Raw genomic sequence first — 2,007 nt, forward strand, 5'->3', positions numbered from 1 at the left:
TTTCTGCCTTTCATCTAATGTGTAGTAAAACTCTGCATTTTTCTCCTCATTTACCGCGATTAATTTTTCAGATTGAAAGTTTCTTATCCAATACTCTGCGCGATTACTTATCGCTCTCATTTCATCTAATGCATAGCTCCTATCTATTTTCTTTAATATCCCCTGTAAAATAGTTGAATCAAAATTTAATAATGGTAACGTTCCTGCTACTTGATTAAATTTCGGATATTCTTTAAACTCACTATCAACTCTAGAGATTTTAATTGCATCAAATAAATCTTCATTTTTGAGCGTTTTATTTTCATAACTATCTTTCAATCGCTCATACTCTGTATAATTACGAATCACATCTTCATCCAACCCAATATGAAAAGCAGCGCCTGGTTTGTATTTTGCAAACATAAAGAGAATTACTTCTGGTATATACACTTTCAATAAATCGCTTGGTGTAATACTATTCCCTGAAGAACTAGACATTTTTTCATGATTCCCTTTAATACCAATGAAATCGTAAGCAACGTAATGAGGCGCTTCTCGATTGAATATTTTCCTTGCAATTTCTTTTGATACATTATAACTACCCGTTTCTGATGAATGATCTCTACCGCCCGGTTCAAAAACAACATCCTCTATCATCCATCTCATCGGCCAATCGATTTTCCAGTTTAGTTTCATTTTATTTGTATTTAATACGGATAACTCTTTTTCATTTCCGCATTCACATTCATACCGGACTGTTTTTAATACTTCATCAAAATGTGTAATAGTTGTTGTATCTTTTCCGCACCTCTCACAATATAATGTAGCTGGATAAAAGCTCTCTCGCTCTTCTTCACTACACTCTCCAGTTTTAAAATCCATTAAAATATCATATATTTCTTTTCGTTTATACAAAGCCTCTAAAATATTTTCATTATACCTTCCGCTTCTATATTCATCATGTTGATAAATAAATTCCACTTCAATTCCAAATGCTTGAAGCGATTTTTCAAACTCTTTTTCAAAATGCTCCGCATACGAGTTATGACATCCATACGGATCTGGAATATCACAGTATGGCATGCCAATATACTTTGCAAAAGATGGATCAATATTTTTTGGAACTTTTCTAAACCTATCATAATCATCCCACGAAAATATAAAACGAGTCTTTTTCCCTAAATCTTGAAGTGCTCTTACTACGAAATAAGTCGTTACGATTTCACGAAAGTTCCCAATATGAACAGAACCTGACGGACTAATTCCAGATGCACAAACAAACGTTTCTTTATTTGGATGTTTCCTAATTAATTCATGTGCTACTTCATACGCCCAATGCATATATTACTCACCTCAATTATTTTTTTGTTTCTCATTTCTAGTTTTATGCAACAAAAAAACTCCCACCCCCAAGATTATTCATCTTGAGGACGAGAGTTGTTAGCTTCGCGGTACCACCTCAGTTTGTTAATATGTCACCATATTAACCTCTTCAGGTACGGCAAAATATGCTTATACCCTATCTCTATAACGGGAGAACCCGTCGCACCATCCCTAAATAAATTAGTTCCTTGCGCAGCTCCAAGTCTTTTTTCATTAAGATGTATACCGCTCTTTCTCAGCTACCAGAGCTCTCTGTACATATTCTTTCTTAACTACTCTTCTCTTCTATGCCTTAAATATTAGTTTTTTAATATGATAATTTATAACACTTTTATTGTCAAACTTTTCCGAATCGAAATTGTAAAATTATCTAAAAAAATTCTTTATCGCTTCTAATTGAATTTTGTGGCTACACTCATCACAACAATATGCCCCGTTTGGTTTTTCTTTAAATCGCTTATATTTTTCACTGCCTTCGTAAACACGAAATATATTCTTACAAGAAAAGCAAACAATCTCATAAAACATCATATGCATTTTCCTCTCCTTGTTTATACACTTTTTTAATCACTTGTGAGAAGGTCATTTTTCTACAGCATAAATTTTAATATCCTTTGACTAAAAGGTTTACCTCTATTCTTATCG

Annotated in this window: 2 protein-coding genes and 1 other annotated feature; both genes read right to left on the reverse strand. The window is 33.0% G+C overall.

Going from position 1 to position 2,007, the window contains the following annotated elements; all coding sequences use genetic code 11:
• The coding region (lysS, locus tag ACQGS6_RS27290) for a lysine--tRNA ligase (protein WP_426965936.1) at positions 1-1,320 on the reverse strand (1,320 nt) is incomplete at its 3' end.
• An 82-nt stretch (positions 1,321-1,402) separates the two neighbouring features.
• Positions 1,403-1,659 (reverse strand) — a binding site (T-box leader).
• Between the two features lie 69 nt (positions 1,660-1,728).
• Entirely contained in the window at positions 1,729-1,899 is a 171-nt protein-coding gene (locus tag ACQGS6_RS27295) for a DUF2197 domain-containing protein (protein ID WP_000551047.1), read from the reverse strand.
• Between the last annotated feature and the right edge of the window lie 108 nt (positions 1,900-2,007).

It is taken from the genome of Bacillus sp. GMs2/2 (assembly GCF_050172095.1).
GTDB lineage: Bacteria > Bacillota > Bacilli > Bacillales > Bacillaceae_G > Bacillus_A > Bacillus_A cereus.